Raw genomic sequence first — 25,320 nt, 5'->3', positions numbered from 1 at the left:
GCGGTCACTTGAGTCCCAGATCCCTCTCGACCAAATCGAACAGTTCGTCGTCCGTGGCGTCTCCCAGCCGGTCGGCCAGGGCGGCGCTCTCGGCGGAGGCCGTGCCGGTACCGGTCCCGCTCCGTGCCGTGGCGAGCAGTGACTCCAGCCGCATCACGATCCGGACCCGGTCGAGGTCGTCGCCGGAACGGCGGGCGAGCGCCGCCTCGAGCCGGTCGAGGTCGTCCGCCGACGGCAGGTCGTCGACGGTGTCCTCGGGCATCAGCAGGCCCAGCAGGTGCTCCGCCAGCGCTACGGGCGTCGGCTGGTCGAAGACGAGCGTGGCCGGCAGGGTCAGGCCGCTCGCGGAGGCCAGCCCGTCGCGCAGTGCCACGGCGGTCAGCGAGTCGGCGCCCAGGTCGCGGAAGGTGCGTTCCGGCTCGATGTCCTCCGCTCGCGCGTGGCCGAGCGCGACGGCGGCGTGTGTGCGGACGAGTTCCAGCGCCGCGCGCTCGCGCTCCACCGGGGACAGCGCGGCCAGCCGGGCGCGGAACCCGTCCTGGACCGTGTCGGGAGCGGCTGTGGCCGCGGCGGGCCGGAGGGCGCGTACCTCGGGCAGTTCGGCGAGCAGCGGGCTGGGGCGCAGCGCGGTGAAGGAGGGTGCGAACCGCTCCCAGTCGACCTCCGCGGCGGCCGTGGACGGTTCGCGGGCGTCGAGCGCCTGGCGCAGGGCGACCAGGGCGGGGCCGGGCTCGAGGAGTGAGATGCCGCGGCGCAGCATCGGTTGCACGGCGTCCTGGTCGACCATGCCGCCGCCGTCCCACGGCCCCCAGGCGACGGAGAGGACGGGGGCGCCTTCCCGGCCGCGCTGCTGGGCGAGCGCGTCGAGGTAGGCGTTGCCGGCCGCGTAGCCCCCGTGCTGTCCGACGCCCCACATCGCTGCGATGGAGGAGAAGTGGACGACGGCGTCCAGTCGCGCGGGGTCGAGCAGTTCGTCGAGGTGACGGGCGCCGGCTACCTTGCCGCCGACCAGGTGGGCGAGGTCCGCGACGCCGGTGTCGGCGAGCGGGGCCAGAACGCCCAGGCCGGCGGTGTGCATGACGGTCCGGACGGTGACGCCGTCGGCGGCCAGCGCGTCGAGCACCCGGCTGACGTCGCCGCGGTCCTGCAGATCGCAGGCGACGACGGTGACGCGGGCGCCGAGGGCGGTGAGTTCCCCGGTGAGTTCGCGGGCTCCCGGGGCGTCGGGGCCGCGCCGACTCAGCAGGACGAGGTGTTCGGCGCCCTCGGTCGCCAGCCAGCGGGCGACGTGGCCGCCGATGGCACCGGTGCCGCCGGTGACCAGCACCGTGCCGTCCGGCGTCCATCCCGTACCGGGACGCTGAGGGACGGGGTCGGCGTGGCGCAGCCGTCGTCCGAGGGTGGCCGCGGCCCGGACCGCCACCTGGTCCTCGCCGTCGGTGCGGGTCAGGGTCGCCGCGAGCCGCGCGGCGAGGCGCGGGTCGTCGCCGAGGCCGTCGGCGGGCAGGTCGACCAGACCGCCCCAGTGGCGGGGGTGTTCCAGCGCCGCGACCCGGCCCAGGCCCCACACGGCGGCCTGGGCCGGGCTGGTGGGTGCCTCGTCCTCGCCCGCGCCGACGGCGCCCGCGGTGACGGTCCACAGCGGACCCGGATCGACGTCGAGCGCGGCGTGCAGCAGGCAGAGGGTGCCGGCCAGGCCGGCGGTGAGCACCGGGTGGTCCGGGTGCGGCGTCTCGTCCAGGGCGAGCAGGGAGATCAGGCCGCGGAGTTGTTCGCCGGGGACGACGTAGTCGCGGAGCAGGTCCGCGAGCTCCTCCGCGTCGGTGGCGGAGGGGTCGACGACGAGCAGGTCGACCTCGCCCTGCCGTTCGGCGAGCGCCGCGCGGCAGGCGTCGACCGTCGCGTCGGCGTCGTCCGGAGCCACCAGAAGCCACCGTCCCGCGCAGGACGCCGCGGGCGGCTCCGCCAGGGGCTTCCAGGCGATCCGGTACCGCCAGGCACCGACGGCCTCGTGCTCGCGGGCGTCGCTGTGCCAGGCCGACAGGGCCGGCAGCAGGGGCTCCAGCGCCGCCGGGTCGAGGCCCGCGGTGGCGGCCAGGGACTCGACGTCGCCCTCGTCGACGGCCGCCCAGAAGCGGGACTCCGCCGGTGATGCGGCGGACGCCGGCGCCGCTGCCGCGTCGGGGGCCGGGGGGTCGGGCCAGTAGCGGGTGCGCTGGAAGGGGTACGTGGGCAGCTCGATCCGGTCTCCCACGCCCGTCACCGCCGACCAGTCGACCTCGGCGCCCCGTACGTGAGCCCGGGCGATCACGCGCAGCAGTGTCTCCGCCTCGCCGTGCCCCGGCCGCAGCGCGGGGACGGCCACCAGGCTGTCGACCTGCTCCTGGGCCAGGGCGGAGAGCACCCCGGCGGGGCCCAGCTCCAGTGCCGTCCGCACCCCGGCGAACCGGCCGAGCGCGTCGGCGAAGCGGACCGGCTCGCGCACCTGGCCCACCCAGTACTCGGGAGTGGCAATGTCACCGGGGGCGGTGGTGACGACCGGGATCCGGGGGGTGTGGTAGGTCAACGACCGCGCCACGGCCGCGAAGTCGGCCAGCATCGGCTCCATCAAGTGGGAGTGGAAGGCGTGCGAGACCGCGAGGCGCTTGACGCGGACCTCCTGCGCCCGGAGCCGCTCCTCCAGCTCCGCGATCGCCTCCGCCTCACCGGACACCGTCACCGACGTGGGTCCGTTGACCGCCGCCAGGTCCACCCCGTCGGGCAGCTCCAGAGCTTCCTCGGCCACCTCCACCGCCAGCATCGCCCCACCCCCGGGCAACGCATCCATCAACCGCCCCCGAGCCGACACCAACGCGCAGGCATCCTCCAGCGACAACACCCCTGCCACATGCGCGGCGGCCAGCTCACCGATCGAATGCCCCACCAGCACGTCCGGGGTCACACCCCACGACTCCACCAGCCGGAACAGCGCCACTTCCAGCGCGAACAACCCCGCCTGCGCGTAGACGGTCCGCTCCAGCAACCCCGCGTCCTCGCCGAACACCACCTCACGCAGCGGACGCTCAAGATCCACCCGCGCACACACCGCGTCGAAAGCGTCCGCGAACACCGGAAATGCCCCGTACAACTCCCGGCCCATCCCCAGCCGCTGCGAACCCTGACCGGAGAACAGCAGCGCCAAGCGGCCGGATTCGGCGCTGTCGCGGACTGTCAGGTGGCCGGCGTCAGCGAGGTCGGAGAGTTCGGTGAGCAAGGCCTCGCGGTCGTGTCCCAGGGCCACGGCCCGGTGTTCCAGGTGGGCCCGGCCGTCCGCCAGGGAGACCGCCACGTCGACCGGGTGGAGAGTGTCGTCCCGCGTGACCCGCTCGGCCAGTCGGGCGGCCTGCTCCCGCAGCGCCTGCGGCGTGCGGGCCGAGAGCACCCACGGGACCAGGGGTGGGGTCGTCCGGCGCACGGGGCTTTCGGAGCTCGTCGTCGCGGGAGCGTGCTCCAGCACCACGTGTGCGTTGGTGCCGCTGATTCCGAAGGCCGACACCCCCGCACGGCGGGGGCGGTCCGGCTCCGGCCACGGACGGGCCTCGGTGAGCAGTTCCACCGCGCCCGTCGTCCAGTCCACCTCGGGCGTGGGCTCGGTCACGTGCAGGGTACGGGGCAGCACACCGTGCCGCAGTGCCATGACCGTCTTGATGACGCCGCCGACCCCGGCCGCCGCCTGGGCGTGTCCGATGTTGGACTTCAACGAGCCCAGCCACAGGGGCCGTTCGGGGTCGCGCTCCTGTCCGTAGACGTCGAGCAGTGCCTGCGCCTCGATCGGATCGCCCAGCTTCGTGCCGGTGCCGTGCGCCTCTACGAGGTCCACCTCGTGCGGCGCGAGACCGGCCGTCGCCAGCGCCGCCCGGATCACCCGCTGCTGGGAAGGTCCGTTCGGCGCCGTCAACCCGTTGGAAGCACCGTCGGAGTTCACCGCGGAGCCGCGCACCACCGCCAGGACCTCGTGCCCGTTGCGCCGCGCCTCGGAGAGCCGCTCCACCAGCAGCAGCCCCACCCCCTCGCCCCAGCCGGTGCCGTCCGCGTCGGCGGAGAACGCCCGGCAGCGGCCGTCGGAGGCCAGGCCGTCCTGCCGGGCGAACTCGGAGAAGACGCCGGGGCTGGTCATCACCGCGACGCCGCCGACGACGGCCATCGTGCACTCGCCGTCGCGCAGCGACCGCGCCGCGAGGTGCAGGGCCACCAGGGACGACGAGCAGGCGGTGTCCACGGTCAGCGTCGGACCCTCCAGCCCGAAGACGTAGGCCACCCGGCCGGACAGCACGCTGCCCGACATTCCGGTGAGCGAGTGCCCTTCGGAGCCGGGGACGGCGACGCCCACTCCGTATCCGGACGGCGAGGCACCGATGAAGACCCCGGTGGGAGTCGAGCGCACGGCGTGCGGGCTCAGCCCAGCGCGCTCGAACAGCTCCCAGGAGGTCTCCAGCAGCAGCCGCTGCTGCGGGTCCATCGCCATGGCCTCGCGCGGCGAGATGCCGAACAGGTCGGCGTCGAAGGAGGTGGCGTCGTGCACGAAGCCTCCGACGCGCGTGTAGGAGGTCCCGGGGCCCGTGTCGTCGTCGGTGGGCCACCCGCGGTCGGACGGGAAGCCGCCGACCGCGTCGATGCCCTCGGTGACCAGCCGCCACAGTTCCTCGGGCGAGGAGGCGCCGCCCGGGTACCGGCATGCCATGCCGACGATCGCCAGCGGCTCGTCGGACACCTCGGCCGTCGTGACCGTCTCGCGGGCGTCGCCGCTGACCAGCGAAAGCACGTGGCGGGAGACGTCCGAGGGGGTGGGATGGTCGAAGACCAGGGTTGTGGGCAGGCGCAGATCGAGAGCGCCGGCCACCCGGTTGCGGACGGTGACGGCGGTGAGGGAGTCCACGCCCAGGTCCTTGAACGGGCGGTCGGCGTCGACCGGTTCGGCGTAGCCGAGGACCGCCGCGGTCTCCCGGCGGACCAGGTCGAGGACGGTGCGGGCCCACTCCGACTCCGGCAGCCCGGCCAGCAGGGTCCGCACGGCGGAGGCCTGGTCCTCGGCGGCCGGTCCGCCGGCCAGGGCCTCGGTGGCCTCGGGCAGGGCCGAGAGCAGCGGGCTGGGCCGGCGGCTGGTGAAGGCGGGGGCGAAGCGTGCCCAGTCGACGTCCGCGACGACCACACAGGTGTCGCCGGTGTCGATCGCGTGCTCCAACGCGGCGACGCACAGCCCCGGCGGCATGGGGCGCAGGCCCCGGCGCTTCAGGTACTCGTCGACACCGTCCCGGGCGGCCATGCCGATCTGCGCCCAGGAGCCCCAGGCCACGGCGGTGCCGCTCCGGCCCGCCGCCCGACGGGCCGCGACGAGGGCGTCGAGGTGGGCGTTGGCGGCGGCGTAGGCGGCCTGGCCACCGCTCCCCCACACTCCGGCGATCGAGGAGAACACCACGAACAGTTCGGCGTCGGGCAGGAGCGCGTCGAGGTGCTCGGCCCCGACGGCCTTGGCGCGCAGCCCCTCGGCCAGGACGGGTACGGAGGTGGAATCGAGCGGCAGGGCTGGATCGGTTCCGGCGGCGTGCACGACTCCGGTGACCGGGTGCTCGGCGAGCAGGGCGGCCAGCCCCTCACGGTCGGCCGCATCGCACGCGTGGGCGACGGCGGTGGCACCCAGGTCGGCGAGTTCGGCGACCAGTTCGGCGGCGCCGGGCGCGCCGGGGCCCCGCCTGCTGCTCAGTACCAGCTTCCGGGTGCCCCGGCGGGCGAGCATACGGGCGGTCTCGGCGCCCAGCGCGCCGGTGCCACCGGTGATCAGCACCGCCTCGGGTGCCACCTTCCCGGGCAGAAGCTCGGCGGCCGGCGCGTGGAGCAGGCGGCGCGTGTAGACGCCTTCGGCCCGTACGGCGACCTGGTCTTCCGTGCCGGCGAGCACGGCGGCGAGGCGGGCCGTCGCCCGGGGCTCGGGGTCGATCGGCAGGTCGATCAGTCCGCCCCACCGCTCGGGGTGCTCCAGAGCGGCCACCCGGCCCAGTCCCCAGAGGCGGGCGGCTGCGGGGTCGACGATCCGGTCGGCGCGGTGCGTGGCGACGGTGCCGGTCGTGACGCACCACAGCGGGGCGGTGACCTCGGCGTCGGCCAGCGCCTGGACGACCGTGAGGGTCGCGCCGAGGCCGACGGACACCGCCCCGTCCTCGGGGTGTGCCCGGCGGTCGTCGGCGAGGAGCGACAGGATTCCGGTGACCGGTTCCGCCCCCTCGGCTCCTCCGGCCGCCTCGCGCAGGAGTTCGCTGAGCCCCCACCGGTCGAGGGAGTCGTCGGGGACCGTGACGTCGACCGGTTCCGCGCCCGCCTCCAGCAGCGCTTGGGCGCAGCGTTCGGCATGGCCGGTGTCGACGCCCTCGGTGTGCAGCAGGAGCCAGCGCCCGTCGAGGGTGCCGGCCCGGGGGATGTCGAGGGGCTGCCAGGCTTCGCGGTAGCGCCAGGAGTTCACGGTGGAGTGTTCGGCCCGGTCCCGACGCCACACCGCCAGCGCCGGCAGGACGGACTCCAGGCCGTCATGTGAGTCCATGCGCAGGGTGCCGGACACCTGCTCGTAGTCGAGCCGGTCGACGGCTTCCCAGAAGTCCGCCTCGACGGGGTCGGCGTCCGTGGTGCCGCTCGCGGCGGCCACCGACTCGGGCGGGTCGGTCATCCAGTAGTGGGCACGCTGGAAGGCGTAGGTCGGCAGGTCGACGGGGTCGACCTGCGGCAGTACGCGCGTCCAGTCGACGGGGGCGCCGTGGACGTGGGCCTCGGCCAGCGCGGTCACCCAACGCTGCGCACCTCCCTCGCCGCGCCGCAACGTCCCCAGCACCACCCCCGCACCGCCCGCGGCCTCCATGCTCTCCTGCACCCCGACAGCCAGCACCGGATGCGGACTCACCTCCACGAACAAGGTGCGGCCCTCGGTCAGCAGGGCCCGCGTGACCTCCTCGAACCGCACCGTGTTGCGCAGATTGCCGTACCAGTACTCCGCATCCAGCCCAGCGGTGTCCATCCGCACACCGGTCACCGTCGAATGGAACGGCACCGCCGAGGAGACCGGAGTGATCGGGGCCAGATCCTCCAGCAGCCGCTCACGGATCCGCTCCACCTGCGCACAGTGCGAGGCGTAATCCACCGGAACCCGCCGCGCCCTGATGCCCTCCGCCTCACAGTGCGCCAGCAACTCCTCCACCGCGCCCGCCTCACCGGACACCACCGTGGAACCCGGGCCGTTGACCGCCGCCACCGACAACCCCGGCCACCGCCCTGCCAGCTTCTCCGCCTCCACCACCGGCACCGCCAGGGACACCATCCCGCCCCGCCCCGCCAACTCCCCGGCGATCGCACGCGCCCGCAGAGCCACCACCCGCGCCCCGTCCTCCAACGACAGACCACCGGCCACCACCGCCGCCGCGATCTCCCCCTGCGAATGACCCACCACCGCAGACGGCACCACCCCCACCGAAGCCCACAACCTCGCCAGCGACACCATCACCGCCCACAGAACCGGCTGGACCACCTCCACCCGCTCCAGCCCCACACCCTCACCGTCGCCCCGCACCACCTCCAGCAGAGAGAAGTCGGTGAACGGCTCCAACGCCCTCCCGCACTCCGCCATCGCCTCGGCGAACACCGGCTCCCGCTCCACCAACTCCGCGGCCATCCCCGCCCACTGCGACCCCTGACCGGGAAACACGAACACCGGAGACACCCGCGAACGCGCCACACCCCGCACCACACCCGGATGCGCCACACCCCCCGCCAACGCCCCCAACCCACCCATACGATCCGGACCCACCACCACCGCCCGGTGTTCCAACACCGCACGGGAGACCGCCAGGGTGCGCGCGACACCGGCCGGGTCGAGGTCGCCCGCGACCCCGGCCAGCCGTTCGGCCTGGCCCCGCAGCGCCTCAGGGGTCCGGGCGGAGAGGATCCAGGGCAGCGCCGCGGTGTCGAAGACGCGCGGCGCGGGCTCGTCGGTGCCGTCGGCCTTGCGCTCGGCCTCTTCCTCGGCCCTCCTCTCGCCCCCGTCGTCGGCCTCGTCCCCGGCCGGTGCGGCCGTGGCGTCGGCGCCCTCCAGTACGAGGTGAGCGTTGGTTCCGCTGATGCTGAACGAGGAGACGCCCGCCCGGCGAGGCCGCTCGGGATCCTGCGGCCAGGACGCGGAGTCGGTCAGCAGCCGGACGTGGCCCTGGGACCAGTCGACGTGCGGGGTGGGTTCGGTGACGTGGAGGGTGGGCGGCAGCTCCCCGGCGCGCAGGGCCATCACCATCTTGATGAGGCCGGCGACACCGGACGCGGCCTGGGCGTGCCCGATGTTGGACTTGATCGAGCCCAGCCACAGCGGCCGGTCGGCGGGCCGGTCCTGACCGTAGGCGTTCAGCAGCGCCTGCGCCTCGATCGGATCGCCCAGGGTGGTGCCGGTGCCGTGCGCCTCCACCACGTCGATGTCGGCGGCGGCGAGCCGGGCGTTCTCCAGCGCGGCGCGGATGACGCGTTCCTGCGAGGGGCCGTTCGGGGCGCTCAGGCCGTTGGACGCGCCGTCCTGGTTGACCGCGGAACCTTTGATCACGGCGAGCACACGGTCGCCGCGGCGACGGGCGTCCGACAGGCGGCGCAGCACGAGGACGCCGGCGCCCTCGGACCAGCCGGTGCCGTCGGCGTCGGCGGAGAACGGCTTGCAGCGGCCGTCGGCCGCGAGGCCTCGTTGCTTGCTGAACTCGGTGAAGATGCCCGGGCTGGTCATGACGGTGACGCCGCCCGCGAGCGCCGTGTCGCACTCGCCATTGCGCAACGCCTGCACGGCGAGGTGGGTGGCGACCAGCGAGGACGAACAGGCGGTGTCCACGGTGACCGCAAGCCCTTCGAGGCCCAGGGCGTAGGCGACGCGGCCGGAGACGACGCTGGGCGCGCTGCCGGTGAGCAGGTGGCCCTCGACGCCCTGCGGGAGGGTGCGCAGGCCGGTGCCGTAGGCGGAGGACGAGGAACCGATGAAGACGCCGGTGCGGGATCCGCGCAGGGACAGCGGGTCGATGCCCGCGCGTTCCAGGGCTTCCCAGGAGGTCTCCAGCATCAGCCGCTGCTGGGGGTCCATCGCGAGCGCCTCGTGGGGGGAGATGCCGAACAGGCCGGCGTCGAACTCCCCCGCGTCGTGGAGGAACCCGCCCTCGCGCACGTACGTCGTGCCGGCGGCGTCGGGGTCGTCGTCGTACACGGCGGTGTCCCAGCCTCGATCGAGGGGGAAGCCGGAGATCCCGTCACGGCCCTCGGAGACCAGGTGCCAGAGGTCCTCCGGGGAGTGCACACCGCCGGGGTAGCGGCAGCCCATGCCGACGACCGCCACGGGTTCGCTGCCGCGCGCCTCGACCTCCCGCAGCTGGCGCCGGGTCTGCCGCAGGTCCGCGGTGAGCCGCCTGAGGTAGTCGAGATACTTCTGATTGTCGGCCACTCGATGCCACCTTCTCCGGACCGGCAGTTCGTTTTTTCGCGCCGGGAAATCTCGCACAGCTCACACGGGCCGCGTGATGCGAAGTGTTGTGGGTTGCCGAATGATTTCGGATCCCCGGGAAAACCGCCCCCATACCGCCGGCAAAAACCCTCACCGAGGCTACGAACGACTCCAAGCCGCGGACAACCCCTAGCCCACCCCTAGGGGGGACGGACCGTGAGGTCCCTCCGGGCGCCCGGGCGGCGGGCCGGGGCGTCGGGAATAGCCGGTCCGAGGAAAGGGGTCGTGCCGTCCGAATACGCCGCGCGGCTCGGACCGCGCGGACCGGTCCGCGTCATCACGCGACGACCGTGGAAGGTATTTCTGGAACGGTTCGCGGAAATAGTCCGCACGGGACATATTCGGGTCGATTCCGGCACCCGGTGGGTGGGTCACGGGCTCTCCAGCTCATTGTCGATGAGCGCGAAGATGTTCTCCTCGGTGGCGGAATACAGATCGGCGTCCCGGGCCTCGTCGTCGGTGTCCGGGCCGTCGGGTCGATCCGCCCACCGGGCGAGCAGGGCGCTCATCCTGACCCGTAGCCGGGAGCGGTCGCTGTCGGACAAGTCGTCCGACGCGGCTTCCAGTTGGTCCAGTCCGGTCATCATGGCCTCCGCCGGGTCGTGGGCGGGTGGCACCAGGTCGGCCCCGAGCCGCTCGGCCAGCGCATCAGGCGTCGGGTAGTCGAACACCAGGGTGGCGGGCAGTCGGGTGCCGGTGGCCGCGCCGAGCCGGTTGCGCAGTTCCACGGCGGTCAGCGAGTCGAAGCCGAGGTCCTTGAACGCCCGGTCCCGTTCGACGGCTTCCGCTCCGGCGAAGCCGAGCACGGTGGCCGCCTCCGACCTCACCCAGTCCAGAAGCACCTGCGCCCGTTCCGCGGGAGGCAGGGCCCGCACCCGGTCGGCGAATCCGGTCTCGCGGGCCGCGGTGGCGGCGCGCCGACGTCCCCGCACCAGACCGCGCAGCAGATGCGGCACGTCGGAGCGGCCGGCGAACCCGGTGGCATCGACGGCACCCGGCACCACGGCGGGGTCGGGCCCGGTGAGAGCCTCGTCGAGCAGGGCCAGGCCTTCGTCGGCGGTGAGCACGGGCAGACCGGAGCGGGTGGCCCGACGGCGGTCGTCGTCGGTGAGCGCGCCGAGCATGCCCGCGCCGACGTCCCACGGGCCCCAGGCCAGGGACAGGGCCGGCAGCCCGCTGCCGTGGCGCTGTCGGGCCAAGGCGTCGAGGTAGGCGTTGGCCGCGGCGTACGACGCCTGGCCGGGACTGCCCAGGGTGGCGGAGACGGACGAGAAGAGCACGAACTCCTCGACCTCCGGGAGTAGTTCGTGCAGAGCGCGGGCCGCAGTGATCTTGGGCGCCAGTACCGGGGCGACACGTTCGGGGGTGAGGGCGGTGGCCACACCGTCGTCGAGGACACCCGCGAGGTGGAAGACGGAGCTGACGCGCCGCCCGTCCAGCACCTCGGCCAGGGCTTCGGGGTCGGTGACGTCGCAGGCCACGATCTCGACCCGCGCTCCGGCCGCCTCGAGGTCCGACGCCAGGGTGTCCGCACCCTCGGCGTCCGGGCCGCGGCGGCTGAGCAGCAGCAGCCGGTCCACCTCGCGCCGGTCCACCAGGTACCGGGCGACCAACGCACCCAGAGCACCCGTGCCACCGGTGATCAGCACCGTGCCGCCCGGCTCCACCGCACGCGGCAGGGACAGCACGACCTTGCCCACGTGGCGGGCCTGGCTCATGAAGCGGAACGCCTCCGGCGCCCGCCGTACGTCGAAGGTCCGCACCGGCGGCAGGCTGAGCACGCCCCGCGCGAACAGCGCCAGCACCTCGTCCAGCATCTGCCCGATCCGCTCGGGGCCCGCCTCGCTCAGATCGAACGCACGGTACATCCGGCCCGGCACCGAGTCCGGATCCCGTACGTCCGCCTTGCCCATCTCCACGAACCGCCCGCCCGCGGCCAGCAGCCGGACCGAAGCGTCGACGAACTCACCCGCCAGGGCGTTCAGCACCACGTCCACCCCGCGACCCGCCGTACGCTCCGCGAAGATCTTCTCGAATCCCAGGTCCCGCGAGGAGGCCAGGTGCCCCGCGTCCAGCCCGGTCGCGCCCCACTTGCCGGGCGAGGCCGTGCCGTACACCTCGGCTCCCACGTGCCGGGCGATCTGCACCGCCGCCATACCGACCCCGCCCGCGGCCGCATGGACCAGCACCGACTCCCCGGCCGCCAGACCGCCCACGTCCCGCAGGCCGTAGTACGCCGTCACGAACGCGATCGGAACCGCGGCACCCTGAACGAAGGACCACCCCTGCGGAAGGAGGGCCGTCAACCGCTCGTCCGCCACCGCCAACGGCCCCATCGCACCGCTGAAGAACCCCAGCACCCGGTCCCCCACGGCCAGCTTCGACACCCCGGGCCCGACCTCCACCACCACGCCGGCGGCCTCGCCCCCCAGCTCCACCTCCCCGGGGTACATGCCCAGCACGTTCAGCACGTCCCGGAAGTTCATCCCCGCCGCTCGTACCGCCACCCGCACCTGTCCTGCTTCCAGCGCGCCTTCCGCATCGGGCGCGGCCACCAGCCCCACACCCTCGACGGCGCCCCGCGACACCACACCCACACGCCACGGGCCCTCGGGGGCCCGCAGGGTGCGTTCGGCGAGCGAGGCCAGCCGGGCGGCGTACAACCGTCCGTCGCGGACGGCCAGTTCCGGTTCGTCCGCGCCGGGCACGCCGAGCAGCGCGGTCCACGGGTCGGCGTCGACGTCGACCAGCAGCAGGCGGCCGGGGTTCTCCGACTGCACGCTGCGCAGCAGCCCGCGCACCGCGGCGCCCGCCACGTCGGACAGGTCGTCGCCCGCGTCGACGGCGACGGCGCCCCGGGTGAGCACCACGAGGGTGGCGTCGGTGTCCTCACGGGCCAGGAACTCCTGGACGGTGGCCAGCATCGCGGTCACCCGGGCCTCCGCGTCGCCGCGGCCGGCGGCAGCGTCGCCGCGGCCAGTGGCAGCGTCGCCGCGGCCGGCGACCGGCGCGGAGGTGACCAGCAGCAGATCGGCCGAGGCCGCGGCGAGGTCGGACGCCCGCACGCAGTCGGCCCCCAGGACCGAGAGCGCCTCGGCCGCGCCGTACGGGTCGTCGCCCAGGACCGCCCAGGTGCCGGAGGTGCGTGCCACGTCGGGGAGCGGAGTCCAGTCCACCCGGTGCAGCGGCCGCATCGGGGCGGCACCCGTCGCGGCGTTCTCGGCGAGGGGACGCAGCACCACGCGTCCGACGGAGACGACGGTCTGCCCGCCCGGGTCGACGGCCACCAACTCCACCCCGTCGGCGCCGCGGGGTGAGACACGCACGCGGAGCCTGGTGGCGCCGGAGACGGTCAGCGCGATCCGGGACCAGGAGAACGGCAGTCCGGGCGGTCCGGCGCGGCCGTCGGACGTCACCGCCCCCACGGCGAGCGAGTGGAGCGCGGCGTCGAGCAGCGCCGGGTGCAGTCCGAAGCGTCCGGCGTCGGCGTGCGCCGCCTCGGGCAGCTCGACCTCGGCCCAGAGTTCCTCACCCGCTCGCCAGACTCCGCGCAGGCCCTGGAACACGGGCCCGTAGTCCAGGCCGGCCGCGGCCAACTCGGGGTAGAGGTCGTTCACCGGGACGGCCCGCGCGTCGGCCGGCGGCCAGGTCAGCTCCGGCACGGCCTCCGGGGTGGTGGCCGCCCGCAGCGTGCCGGAAGCGTTCCTGGTCCACGGCTGCCCGAACCAGCCGGTGTCGCCGGACGTACGCGAGTGGACGGTGATGGCCCGCTCCCCGTCGTCGCCCGGGGCGCCCACGGTGACCTGGAGCTGAACGGACTCCTCGGCGGTCAGCACCAGCGGTGTGTGCAGGACGAGTTCGTCCACGACGTCGCAGTCCGTCTCGTCGCCTGCGCGCACCGCGAGATCGACGAACACCGTGCCGGGCACCACGATCCGGCCGTGCACACGGTGTTCCGCGAGCCACGGGTGTGTACGGAGGGAGATGCGGCCGGTGAACAACAAGCCTCCGTCGTCGGCGAGATCCACACCGGCGGCGAGGACGGGGTGCCCGGTCTCCCCCAGTCCGGCGGAGACCACGTCACCGGGGTGTGCCGACGCCGGGACCGAGGGCCAGTAGCGCTCGCGGGCGAACGCGTAGGTGGGTAGTTCGACGCGCCGGCCTCCGACGGGGGCGAGCAGGGCGGACCAGTCCACCGCGATACCCCGTACGTGCAGGGTCCCCACGGCACGAAGGAGCGTTTCGGCCTCGTCGCGCCCACGCCGCAGTGCCGGTACGGCCACGGCCTGATCCAGCAGCGCCGAGGCGGCCGCCGACAGCACTCCGTCCGGGCCCAGCTCCAGTGCCGTCCGCACCCCGGCGAGCCGGCCGAGCGCGTCGGCGAAACGGACCGGCTCGCGCACCTGGCCCACCCAGTACTCGGGGGTGTCGATCGCACCCGGGGCGGTGGTGAGGATCGGGGTCCTCGGGGCGTGGTAGGTCAACGCCTCGGTGACGGCGGCGAAGTCGGCCAGCATGGGGTCCATCCGGCGGGAGTGGAAGGCGTGCGAGACCGCCAGGCGCTTGACCCGTACCTTCTGCGCCCGGAGCCGCTCCTCCAGCCCGGCGACCGCCTCCGCATCCCCCGACACCGTCACCGATGTCGGCCCGTTGACCGCCGCGAGATCCACCCCGTCGGGCAGCTCCAGACTCTCCTCGGCCGCCTCCACGGCCAGCATCGCCCCACCGGCCGGCAACGCGTCCATCAACCGCCCCCGCGCCGACACGAGCACGCAGGCATCGTCCAGGGACAACACCCCCGCCACATGCGCGGCGGCCAGCTCACCGACCGAATGCCCCACCAGCACATCCGGGGTCACACCCCAGGACTCCACCAGCCGGAACAGCGCCACCTCCAGCGCGAACAACCCCGCCTGCGCGTAGACGGTCCGCTCCAGCAACCCCGCGTCCTTGCCGAACACCACCTCACGCAGGGGACGTTCAAGGTCCACCCGCGCACACACCGCGTCGAAGGCATCCGCGAACACCGGAAACGCCCCGTACAACTCCCGGCCCATCCCCAACCGCTGCGAACCCTGACCCGAGAACAGCAGCGCCAGGGAGCCGTCCTCCTCGGCCCGGCCGACGACAGCGCCGCCGAGGTTCCGCAGGGCGGTGTCCGCAGTCTCGCTGTCGGCTGCCAGCACCACGGCCCGGTGCTCCAAGGCTCCCCTGGTCGTTGCCAGCGAGTGGGCCACGTCAGCGATCCGATGCCCGTCGAGGGCCGCTCGCAGCTTCTCCGCCTGCGCCGGAAGCGCGGCCGCCGTGCGGGCGGAGAGCAGCAGCGGCAGCAGGGAGGTGCTGTCACCGGCCGGGGCCGGCTTTTCCGCGGGCTCTCCCGCGGGCGCGGCCTCCAGCACCACGTGGGCGTTGGTGCCGCTGACGCCGAACGAGGAGACCCCTGCCCGGCGGGGCCGGTCCGTCTCCGGCCAGGGACGTGCCTCGGTCAGCAGCTCCACCGCACCCGCCGACCAGTCCACCTGGGGCGTGGGCTCGTCGACGTGCAACGTCCCCGGGAGTACGCCCCGGCGGAGCGCCTCCACCATCTTGATCACTCCGGCCACGCCGGCGGCGGCCTGGGTGTGCCCGATGTTCGATTTGAGTGAGCCAAGGTAGAGGGGTTCCGCACGCTCCTGGCCGTAGGTGGCCAACAGTGCCTGCGCCTCGATCGGGTCGCCCAGCTTCGTGCCCGTACCGTGCGCCTCCACCACGTCGACGTCGGAGTGCCGCAGGTCCGCGTCGGCCAGCGCCCTGCGGATGACGCGGCGCTGGGCGGGTCCGTTGGGGGCGGTGAGGCCGTTGGACGCGCCGTCGGAGTTGATGGCGCTGCCGCGTACCACGGCCAGCACCCGGTGCCCGTTGCGCCGGGCGTCCGACAGCCGCTCCACGAGGAGCACACCGACGCCCTCGCCCCAGCCGGTGCCGTCGGCGGCGGCGGCGAACGCCTTGCAGCGACCGTCGGCCGCGAGCCCCAGTTGTCGGCTGAACTCCACGAAGGCGGTCGGTGTGGACATCACCGTGACGCCGCCCGCCAGCGCCATCGAGCACTCGCCGGCCCGCAGGGCGCGTACCGCCAGGTGCAGCGCCACCAGGGACGACGAGCACGCGGTGTCCACCGTGAGGGTGGGTCCCTCGAAACCGAAGGTGTACGCGATGCGGCCGGAGAGCACGGCTGCCGCGTTGCCGGCGCCCTGGTGTCCCTCGCTGATGTCGGGATCCCCGGCGAGCAGGATCGGGTAGTCCTGCCCGTTGGTGCCCGCGAACACGGCGGTGTCGCTGCCGCGCAGCGCGGTGGGGTCGACGCCGGCGTGTTCCAGGGCCTCCCAGGCGACCTGAAGCATCAGGCGTTGCTGCGGGTCGGTGGCTACCGCCTCGCGGGGTGAGATGCCGAAGAACGGGGCGTCGAACTCGGCGACGTCGCCGAGGAATCCGCCCTCACGGACGTACGAGGTGCCCGGCGTGCCGTCGGGTTCGTACAGACGCGCGGTGTCCCAGCCCCGGTCCTCGGGGAAGTCGGTGACGCCGTCGCGGCCCTCGGCGACCAACTGCCACAGCTCGTCCGGCGAGGTGACGCCTCCGGGGTAGCGGCAGGCCATACCGATGATGGCGACGGGCTCGTCGGCGGCGGCGGAGGCCGTCACGCCCCCGTCACCGTCCAGGTGCTGGATGAGGTCGTCGAGGTGTTCGGCCAGCGCGGCGGGGGTGGGGTGGTCGAAGACGACGGTGGCGGGCAGGGTGAAGCCGGTGACTTCGGCGAGGAGGTTGCGCAGCTCGACGGCGGTGAGCGAGTCGAATCCCAGGTCCCTGAAGGCCCTGCGCGGTTCGATGGCATCGGCGTCGTGGTGGCCGAGTACCATGGCGGCGCGGGCACGCACCGACTCGACCAGTTCACGCCGTCTTTCCTTGGCGTCGAGCGCGGCGAGGCGGACCGCGAACGGGGAACCCGGCTCCGCGTCCGTCCTCCCGGCCGACTCCGCTCCCCCGTCCTGCGGCAAGGCGCCGGGCAGTCCGTCGAAGAGCCGCTGCGGCCGCGCGGCGGTGAAGGCGGGCAGGAAGCGCGCCCATTCCACGTCGGCCACGACCACGGAGACGTCCCCGCCGTCCACCGCCGCGCCCAGAGCGTCGAGTGCCTTGGCCGGTTCCATGGTGCGCAGTCCGCGACGCCGCAGGTAGTCGGCGGTCTCCTCCGCGCCGGCCATGCCGCTGCCGTGCCAAGGGCCCCACGCCACACAGGTGGCGGGCAGGCCCCGGGCGGCACGACGGGAGGCGAGGGCGTCCAGGGCGGCGTTGGCCGCCCCGTAGGCGGCCTGGCCGCCGCTGCCCCAGATGCCGGACACCGATGAGAAGAGCACGAAGGCGTCGAGATCCGCGTCCCGGAGCGCGTCGTCTAGGTGGAGGGCTCCGGTGACCTTGGCGGCCAGCACGGTGGCGATGTCGGCTTCACTCGCGTCGTCGAGGGTGCCGAACCCACCGCTCCCGGCGGCGTGCACCACGGCGCTCGGCGGGTGCGCGGCCAGCAGCTCGTCGAGGGCCGCGCGGTCACTGACGTCGCAGGCGGCGATCGTGACCTCGGTCCCCGCCGCGGTGAGTTCGGCGGCGAGGTCGGTCATGCCCGGGGCCTCGGCGCCCCGACGGCCGGCCAGCACCAGGTGCGGGGCGCCGCGGTCCGCGAGCCATCGGGCGACATGGGCGCCGAGTGCGCCGGTGCCGCCGGTGACCAATGTGGTGCCGCGCGGCCGCCAGGGTACGGCCGGACGCACGGGCGCCTGGGCCAGTCTCCGGCCGAAGACTCCCTCGGCACGGACGGCCACTTGGTCCTCGCCCGTACCGACGAGCACGGCCGCAAGTCTCCGTCCGGCTTCCGCGTCAAGGGCTCGCGGAAGGTCGACGGCACCGCCCCAGCGGTGCGGCTTCTCCAGCGCGGCTGCCCGGCCCATCGCCCACAGCTGTGCCGCCCCGGGGTCGACGACGGAATCATCCGCACCGGCCGTGACCGCGCCTCGGGTGAGTACCCACACCGGGGCGCCCTCTCCGCGCACCGCGTCGAGCAGTGCGGCCAGACCGAGGGACAGTTCCGGATGGGCGGAGCGCGGCCGGGGGTCGTGCGGGAGGATCAGCCCGTCGACGTCCGGGGCGGGTGTGCGGCCTACGACGACGGTGGCGCCGTGTGCGCCCAGCGCTTCGGCGCACCAGGCGACCAGATCGTCCTCCCGCGCATCGGGGTCTGCCAGTACCTGCCAGGTCCCCCGCAGTACCGGTTGCTCGGCTTCCGGCAGAGGTTGCCAGGTGACCGCGTACCGCCAGTCCGCCGGGTCGGAGCCTTCGGAGGAAGGCGGTACCGCCCAGAAGTGCTCCCGCTGGAAGGCGTAGGTGGGGAGGTCCACGACGCGACCGCCGAGGCAGCCGAAGACCGCGCCCCAGTCGCACCGCACTCCGGCGACGTGCGCTCCCCCGATCCCGGCGAGCAGAGCACCCACACCCTCACTGCCCGCACGCTGCAACGGAACAACGACCACCTCGGAGTGGTCAGCCAGACAAAGCCCCGCCTGCGCCGACAACACCCCGTCCGGACCGCACTCCACGAACCGAGTGACCCCGGTGCCATGCGCCCCACGCACCGCGTCCGCGAAACGCACCGGCTCCCGCACCTGACCCACCCAGTACTCCGGGGTGTCGATCGCACCCGGAGCCGTGGACAGGACCGCGAACCGAGGCGCGTGATAGGTCAAGGACCGCGCCACCTCCGCGAAGTCGGCCAGCATCGGCTCCATCAGGCGGGAATGGAACGCGTGCGAAACCGCCAGCCGCTTCACCCGCACACCTTGCGCCCGGAACCGCTCCTCCAGACCGGCAATCGCCTCCGCCTCACCCGACACCGTCACCGAAGCAGGACCATTGACCGCCGCCAAATCCACCCCGTCGGGCAGCTCCAACCCTTCCTCCGCCACCCCCACCGCCAGCATCGCCCCACCCTCGGGCAACGCATCCATCAGACGCCCCCGCGCTGACACCAGCACACACGCATCCTCCAGGGACAACACCCCCGCACAGTGCGCCGCGGCCAGCTCCCCGATCGAATGGCCCACCAGCACGTCAGGAGTCACACCCCAGGACTCCACCAGCCGGAACAACGCCACTTCCAGCGCGAACAACCCCGCCTGCGCGTAAACCGTCCGCTCCAACAGCCCCGCGTCCTCACCGAACACCACCTCATGCAACGGACGCCCCACATCCACCCCCGCACACACCGCGTCGAAGGCCTCCGCGAACACCGGAAACGCCCCGTACAACTCCCGGCCCATCCCCAGCCGCTGCGACCCCTGACCCGAGAACAGGAACGCCGTCCCGCCCGAACCCACCTCCCCCCTCACCACACCCACACCCGGCACACCCTCAGCCACCGACCCCAACCCCGCCAGCAACTCCTCCCGCCCACCGCCCACCACCACCGCACGACACTCCAACGCGGCCCGCGTCGTCGCCAGCGACAAACCCACATCCACCGGATCCACCTCAGGCCGCGCCACAAGAAACCCGCGCAACCGCCCGGCCTGAGCACGCAAAGAACGCTCGTCCCGCCCGGACAGCACCCACACCCCCACCGACGACGAAGAACCCGACCCCCCGCCGTCAGCCACCGCCCCCTCGGCCTCAACCCCCTCCAAGATCACGTGCGCGTTGGTACCGCTGACACCGAACGAGGACACCCCGGCCCGACGAGGTCCTCCGGAGTCGGGCCACGACCGGTTCTCGGTCAGCAGCTCGACGCTGCCCGAGGACCAGTCGACGTGCGGGCTGGGCGCGTCGACGTGGAGGGTCTTCGGGAGCACGCCGTGCCGCATCGCCTGAACCATCTTGATCACTCCGGCCACACCGGAAGCGGCTTGTGTGTGGCCGATGTTGGACTTCAGAGAGCCCAGGTACAGGGGCTGTGCACGCTCCTGGCCGTAGGTGGCCAGCAACGCGTGCGCCTCGATCGGATCACCCAGGGTCGTACCGGTGCCATGGGCCTCGACCGCGTCGATCTCGGCGGCGGAGAGCCGGGCGGCGGCCAGCGCGTCCAGGATGACGCGTCGCTGGGCGGGTCCGTTGGGGGCGGTGAGTCCGTTGGAGGCGCCGTCGGAGTTGACCGCGCTGCCGCGCACCACGGCCAGCACCCGGTGCCCGTGGCGCCGGGCGTCCGACAGCCGCTCCACCAGCAGCACACCGACGCCCTCGCTCCAGCCGGTGCCGTCGGCGGCGGCGGCGAACGCCTTGCAGCGGCCGTCACGTGCCAGACCGCGCTGCCTGCTGAACTCGACGAAGGCGGCCGGGGTGGCCATGACGGTGACTCCGCCCGCCAGCGCCATCGTGCACTCGCCGGCCTGTAGCGCGCGTACGGCCAGGTGCAGCGCCACCAGGGACGACGAGCACGCCGTGTCCACCGTGACCGCCGGCCCCTCGAAGCCGAAGCTGTACGCCACCCGGCCGCAGAGCACGCTGGTCGCGGTGCCGGTCAGCGCGTAGCCCGCCGCCTCCTCGGCGACGGGGACGCCGATGCCGTAGCCCGAGGTCCCGGCTCCGACGTACACGCCGACGGGACTGCCCTTGACTTCCTTCGGGTCGATCCCCGCCCGCTCGAACGCCTCCCAGGACGCCTCCAGGAGAAGACGCTGCTGCGGGTCCATCGCGGCGGCCTCGCGGGGCGAGATGCTGAAGAAGTCCGCGTCGAAGCGTCCCGCGTCGTGGACGAAGCCGCCCTGTCGGGAGTACGAGGTGCCCTCACCCCGGGAGTGCGGGTCGTACAGGGAGCCGAGGTCCCAGCCACGGTCGGCGGGAAACTCGCTGATGCCGTCGCCTCCGGCGGACACCAGGTCCCAGAGCGATGCGGGCGAGTCGACCCCGCCGGGCAGCCGACAGGCCATCCCGACGATGGCGATCGGCTCGTGTCCGGCGACGACCAGCTCCTGGTTGCGGGTCTTGAGCCGTTCGTTCTCCTTGATCAGGGTGCGCAGGGCTTCGACGTAACGTTCGTCGGCGGACGCCGCCATGGTCAGTGCTCCCCGTCGTTGGCTTCGACGAGCTTCAGCAGTGCCTCGCCGTCCAGTTCGTCCACCGCGTGCGCGGTCGGCGCTTCCACGTCGTCGGTCTTCTCCCCCGCCAGTCTCAGCAGGGGTTCGAGCAGTCCGGCCTCCCGGAGCCGGGCCGTCGGTACGGCGGCCAGGGCGGCGCGCACGCGCTGTTCCTCGTCGGCCTCGCCCTCGTCGACGTCCGGGGAGATGCCGCACTCCTCGAGAAGGTGCTCGGCGAGTTCGGCGGGCGTCGGGTAGTCGAAGACCACCGTGGCGGTCAGGGACAGGCCGCTCACCGCGGTCAGCCGGTTACGCATCTCCACGGCGGTGAGCGAGTCGAACCCGAGGTCCCGGAAAGCCCGGTCGGGTTTGATGTCACCACCGTGCGCGTGCCCGAGCACCAGGGCGGTCTGTGCTCGCACCAGTTCCAGGACCTTCTCGGACCTCTCGTACCGCGGCAGGGCGAGCAGGTCCGCGCGCAGGTCGCCGGGGGCTCCGGCGGCCTCCGCCCCGCCCGTGGCCGCGCCGCCCTCCAGCCGGGCCAGCAGGGAACTGGGCCGGGAGGACGTGAAGGTCCGCGCGAACACCGGCCAGTCGATGTCCGCCACTGTGACCGTGGGGGCCGTGTCCGCGACCGCGTCGGCCATGGCGGCGAGCGCCAGGTCCGGATCCATCGCCATGACTCCCCGACGGGCGAGTTCGGCGCCCGCGCCCTCCGCCATGCCCTCTCCGCCCCAGGCGCCGAAGGCGACACAGGTCGCGGGCGCCCCACGGGACGCCCGTCGCAGGGCCAGGGTCTCCAGCCGGGCGTTGGCGGCGGCGTACGCGGCCTGTCCGGCGCCGCCCCACACGGCGGCGACCGACCCGAACAGCACGAAGGCGTCGAGGTCGCCGCAGAGTGCGTCCAGGTTCTCGGCGCCGGCCGCCTTTCCCGCCTGAGCCGCCGCCAGGTCCTCCTCGGTGAGTTCGGCCAGCCTTCCCAGACCCCCGACGCCCGCGGCGTGCACCACGGCGTTCGGCGAGTACTCGGCCAGCAACGCGGCGACGGCGTCCCGGTCGGAGAAGTCGCAGGAGACCACCGCGGTCTCTGCCCCCAGCTCCGTCAGCTCCGTGGCCAGTTCGGCGGCACCCGGTGCATCGGCGCCCCGTCGTCCGGCCAGCACCAGTCGTGTGGCACCGGCGAGGGCCGCCCACCGGGCGACGCGGGAGCCGAGCGCTCCCGTTCCGCCGGTGATCAGGACGGTGCCCTGCGGGTGCCAGGGCGTGGCGGTGACCGGAGCCGCGGTGACCAGCCGACGTGCGAGCGGCACGTCCCGGAGGGCGACCTGGTCCTCGGCGGTGACCCCGGAGAGGACCGCGATCAGGGAGGCGTCGCCGACCCCGGTCCCGGGCAGGTCGATCAGCCCTCCCCACAGCGCGGGATGTTCCAGCGCGGCCACCCGACCCAGCGCCCACAGGGCGTGGCCGCCTGCCGCGGGGGGCTCCTCGCCCGGCAGCGCCACGGCACCGCGGGTGGCGCACCACAGGCGCGTGTCGGTGTCGGCCAGCGCCTGGACGAGGGCGAGTCCGGTGGCCACCGCGGTGTCGTCGGCCAGGCCGAGCAGTGACAGCACTCCTGCCCAGGGGCGGTCGGAGGAGGAACCCTTCGCCAGTGCCCGGAGTCCGGCCGGCGCGTCAGCAGGATCGATCACCTGGACGTGCGGATGTCCGCCGCTGCGTCGGATCGCCTCGGCGCAGTCGGCGGCGACGCCCCCGTGCTCCGGGTGCGCCAGCACCAACCAGCCACCCACGAGAACCGGGTCCACGGGGAGGGAGACCGGCTGCCACTCCTCCCGGTAGCGCAGGCTCCGGGAGGAACAGAGGTCGTGCCAACCCGCCAGCACCGACAACGTGTCGTCGAGCCGCTCCCGTTCCTCGTCGGTGTCCACACCGAGCAGTCCGGCCACGGCGTCCGCGTCACCCCCGCGCACGGCGGCCCAGAAGGCGTCGTCGGCGCCCTGCCCGCCGGTGCCGGAGGCGGGCAGCGGCCAGTACCTCTGGTGCTGGAAGGCGTAGGTGGGGAGGTCCACGACGCGTCCGCCGAGGCAGCCGAAGACGGCACCCCAGTCGCACCGCACTCCGGCGATGTGCGCTCCCCCGATCCCCGCGAGCAGAGCACCCACACCCTCACTGCCCGCACGCTGCAACGGAACAACGACCACCTCGGAGTGGTCAGCCAGACAAAGCCCCGCCTGCGCCGACAACACCCCGTCCGGACCGCACTCCACGAACCGGGTGACCCCGGTGCCATGCGCCTCACGCACCGCATCAGCGAAACGCACCGGCTCCCGCACCTGACCCACCCAGTACTCCGGGGTGTCGATCGCACCCGGGGCGGTGGTGAGGAGCGGGATCCGGGGGGCGTTGTAGGTCAACGCCTTGGTAACGGCGGTGAAGTCGGCCAGCATGGGCTCCATCAGGCGGGAGTGGAAGGCATGCGAGACCGCCAGCCGCTTGACCCGTACCTCCTGCGCCCGCAGCCGCTCCTCCAGACCGGCGACGGCATCCGCATCGCCGGACACCGTCACCGAGGCAGGACCATTCACGGCCGCCAGGTCCACGCCCTCGGGCAGCACCAGCCCCTCCTCGGCCAGCCCGACGGCGAGCATCGCCCCGCCCTCGGGCAACGCGTCCATCAAACGCCCCCGCGCCGACACCAACGTGCAGGCATCGTCGAGTGACAACACTCCCGCGCAGTGCGCCGCCGCCAGCTCACCGACCGAATGCCCCACCAGCACATCCGGTACCACGCCCCACGACTCCAGCAGCCGGAACAACGCCACTTCCAGCGCGAACAACCCCGCCTGCGCGTAAACCGTCCGCTCCAGCAGCCCCGCGTCCTCACCGAACACCACCTCACGCAACGGACGCCCCACATCCACCCGCGCACACACCGCGTCGAAAGCATCCGCGAACACCGGAAACGCCCCGTACAACTCCCGGCCCATCCCCAACCGCTGCGACCCCTGACCCGAGAACAGGAACGCCGTCCCGCCCGAACCCACCTCCCCCCTCACCACACCCACACCCGGCACACCCTCAGCCACCGACCCCAACCCCGCCAGCAACTCCTCCCGCCCACCACCCACCACCACCGCACGACACTCCAACGCGGCCCGCGTCGTCGCCAGCGACAAACCCACATCCACCGGATCCACCTCAGGCCGCGCCACAAGAAACCCACGCAACCGCTCAGCCTGAGCACGCAAAGAACCCTCGTCCCGCCCGGACAGCACCCACACCCCCACCGACGGCGAAGAACCCGACCCCCCGCCGCCAGCCACCGCCCCCTCGGCCTCAACCCCCTCCAAGATCACGTGCGCGTTGGTACCGCTGACACCGAACGAGGACACCCCGGCCCGACGGGGTCGTCCGGTCTCCGGCCAGGGGCGTGTCTCGGTCAGCAGCTCCACCGCACCCGCCGACCAGTCCACCTGGGGCGTGGGCGCGTCGACGTGCAAGGTCTTCGGGAGTACGCCCCGGCGGAGTCCCTCCACCATCTTGATCACACCCGCCATCCCTGCGGCGGCCTGGGTGTGCCCGATGTTGGACTTGATGGAGCCCAGGTACAGGGGTTCCGCACGCTCCTGGCCGTAGGTGGCCAGCAGCGCCTGCGCCTCGATGGGATCACCCAGGGTCGTACCGGTGCCATGGGCCTCGACCGCGTCGACCTCGGCCGGTACGAGTGCCGCGCTCGCCAGGGCCTGACGGATGACGCGCTGCTGGGCAGGTCCGTTGGGGGCGGTGAGGCCGCTGGAGGCACCGTCCTGGTTGACCGCGCTGCCGCGCACCACGGCCAGCACCCGGTGCCCGTGGCGCCGGGCGTCCGACAGCCGCTCCACCAGCAGCACACCGACACCCTCGCCCCAGCCGGTGCCGTCGGCGGCGGCGGCGAACGCCTTGCAGCGGCCGTCGGCGGCAGAGCCGTCTTCCAGGCCGAAGCCCGCGAACATCATCGGCCCGGACATGACCGTGACCCCGCCGACCAGGGCGAGTTCGCACTCGCCGGCGCGCAGCGCCTGGGCGGCGAGGTGCAGCGCCACCAGGGACGAGGAGCAGGCCGTGTCCACGGTGACCGCCGGTCCCTGAAGCCCGAAGGTGTAGGCGATGCGGCCGGAGAGAACGCTGCCGGCGTTGGCCGTGCCCAGGTAGCCGTCGAGCGCTTCGGGGTCGACCACCGACGGGTAGTCGTGGTACATCACGCCGGCGAAGACGCCGGTGCGTCCACCGCGCAGGGTGCGCATGTCGATGCCTGCCCGCTCGACCGCCTCCCAGGACGCTTCGAGGAGCTGGCGCTGCTGCGGATCGGTGGCGGCGGCTTCCCTCGGGCTGATGCCGAACAGCCCGGCGTCGAAGTCGCCCACGTCGTGGACGAATCCGCCGCGTGGCGCGGCCGACGTCCGCGCCGGGTCCCAGCCCCGGTCCGTGGGCAGCGGGCCGAGCGCGTCGGTGCCGGACTCGACGAGTTTCCACAGGTCTTCCGGGGAGCGGACGCCACCGGGGTACCGGCAGGCCATGCCGATCACCGCGATCGGTTCGCGCGACCGGTCCTCCAGTTCGCGTACGCGGCGGTTGGCGTCGCGCAGTTGCGTCGTGGCCCGCTTCAGGTAGGCGAGCAGTTTTTCCTGCTGGTCCGGGTCCGTGTCGCTCATG

3 protein-coding genes are annotated in these 25,320 nt (G+C 73.5%); all 3 read right to left on the bottom strand.

The genetic code is table 11. The annotated features are described in order from the left end of the window. Positions 1 to 4: 4 nt before the first annotated feature. A complete protein-coding gene (locus SAM23877_RS33800; protein WP_053141465.1) occupies positions 5 to 9,478 on the bottom strand; it encodes a type I polyketide synthase in 9,474 nt (3,157 codons plus the stop codon). Between the two features lie 431 nt (positions 9,479 to 9,909). After that, on the bottom strand, positions 9,910 to 20,607 hold the full coding sequence (locus tag SAM23877_RS33795) for a type I polyketide synthase (protein ID WP_053141463.1): 10,698 nt from the start codon (positions 20,605 to 20,607) through the stop codon (positions 9,910 to 9,912). A gap of 2 nt (positions 20,608 to 20,609) precedes the next feature. After that, positions 20,610 to 25,319 carry a type I polyketide synthase gene (locus SAM23877_RS41875; RefSeq protein ID WP_053141461.1) on the bottom strand — a complete coding sequence of 1,570 codons (4,710 nt, stop codon included), beginning with the start codon at positions 25,317 to 25,319 and terminating at the stop codon, positions 20,610 to 20,612. Between the last annotated feature and the right edge of the window lies 1 nt (position 25,320).

It is taken from the genome of Streptomyces ambofaciens ATCC 23877 (assembly GCF_001267885.1).
Taxonomy (GTDB): Bacteria; Actinomycetota; Actinomycetes; order Streptomycetales; family Streptomycetaceae; genus Streptomyces; species Streptomyces ambofaciens.
The sequence above is the reverse complement of the archived record's forward strand: the minus strand, read 5'-3'. Positions and strand labels throughout refer to the sequence as shown.